We start from the raw sequence: 1633 nt of genomic DNA, 5'->3' as shown, positions 1-1633 counted from the left end.
CGCGGCGACGTGCGCGCCGGTCGACCCGGTCCGCGCCCGACCGCTGCGGGGCCGCGCGCCGACCACCAGGAGCTGGGCGTCGCCGCTCAGCTCGCGCAGGCACGGCACGACCTGCCCGTGCAGCACCCGGAACTTGACGACCACGCCGGGGTGGTGCTCCAGCAGCCGCGTCTGCAGGTCGGCCAGGTACTGCACGGCCTCGGCGTCGACGTCGCTGCCGCCCACGATCGGGTACCAGCTCCAGGCCGTGACCTGCCACGCGTCGTCGACCGTACGGACCAGCAGAACCTCGGCCTGCCGCCGCACCGCCTCGGCCACGCCCCACTCGAGGGTGCGCGCACTGTTCGACGTGCCGTCGAGTGCGATCACCACGGGTCCGTCGGTACGCATGAGGTGCCTCCTTGCTCCTCGCGCGTGGCCACGCCGGCCGTCCGCCGGCCTCAGCCGCGCTACCTCCAGCCTCCCCTCGCACCGTCGTCCGCGTCCCGGGACCTGAGTCCCTGATCGACACGACCCACGCGGGACCTTCGGCCCTGGGGTGCGCAGACCAGCGGAGATCACCGTGGACTCATCGGAGTATCCACACCCGGTCCCGACCCTGGGGCCCAGCTCGGAGGGAAATCGCCATGGCCACCATCCATCCCGAGGCGCGTACCTCGACGCACCCCGCAGTCCTGGTCGAGGACGACGTCGTCACGTCCGCGACGGGCCGCCGTTGGCTCGCCGTCACCCGGCTCGCCACGGGGTTCATCTTCCTGTGGGCGTTCCTCGACAAGACGTTCGGGCTGCACTACGCCACGGGCGCCGCGGTGGCCGAGGGCGACCCGAGCCTCTCGTGGCTCGACGGCGGGACGCCGAGCCAGGGCTTCATGCAGTTCGCCACGATCGGCCCGCTCAAGGACACGTTCGCCTCGATGGCGAGCCCCGTGACGGACTGGCTGTTCATGCTCTGCCTGTTCGGTGTGGGCGTCGCCGTGATGCTCGGCATCGGGCTGCGCATCTCGGCCGTCGCCGGCTCGCTGCTCATGGTCCTCATGTGGGCGGCCGAGTGGCCGTTCATCCAGGGTTCGAACAACCCGCTGGTCGACTACCACATCATCTACGCGCTCGTCCTGATCGTGTGCGCGACGCTCCTCGCCGGAGACACCTGGGGCCTCGGTCGCCGGTGGGCGCGGATCCCGCTCGTGCAGCGRTTCAGCTGGCTGCGGTGACAGCACTCACCCAGCCGGCACGACGGCACCCCGATCTCGGGGTGCCGTTCGTGTGTGCGCTCTGACACGATCAGGCTGTGAGCGTCGTCGACGGCGGATGGACCGAGAGCACCCTCGAGGTGCAAGGGCACCACGTCTTCTACCGCATCAGCGCGGACGTCCCGGGTGCGTGGCCGATCGTGCACATCCACGGCTTCGCGATCTCGGGCACCTACCTGATGCCCACCGCCCGGCTGTTGGCGGCCCGCGCGACGAACGTGGTACCCGACCTGCCGGGCTACGGCCGGAGCGAGGACTGGGACTACACGCTCGGCATCCCCGCGCTCGCGGTCGCCGTCCTCGACATCCTGGACGCCTTCGGCTTCGAGAAGGTCGTGCTCGTCGGCAACTCCATGGGCTGCCCGGTCAGCCTGGAGGTGGCG

Annotated in this window: 3 protein-coding genes; 2 read left to right on the top strand and 1 reads right to left on the bottom strand. The window is 71.0% G+C overall.

Annotated elements, in window-relative coordinates:
- On the bottom strand, window positions 1-390 hold a 390-nt coding region (locus AC1DUQ_RS21560), incomplete at its 3' end, for a universal stress protein (RefSeq protein ID WP_477074614.1).
- A 236-nt stretch (window positions 391-626) separates the two neighbouring features.
- Between AC1DUQ_RS21560 and AC1DUQ_RS21555 the strand changes: the two genes are divergently transcribed.
- A complete protein-coding gene (locus AC1DUQ_RS21555) occupies window positions 627-1211 on the top strand; it encodes a DoxX family protein (protein WP_477061847.1) in 585 nt (194 codons plus the stop codon).
- Window positions 1212-1288: 77 nt separating this feature from the next.
- The coding region (locus AC1DUQ_RS21550) for an alpha/beta fold hydrolase (RefSeq protein ID WP_477074613.1) at window positions 1289-1633 on the top strand (345 nt) is incomplete at its 3' end.

The sequence above is a fragment of the Cellulomonas sp. P4_B5_2 genome, from assembly GCF_056402235.1.
This window is presented reverse-complemented; position numbering and strand designations above follow the sequence as displayed.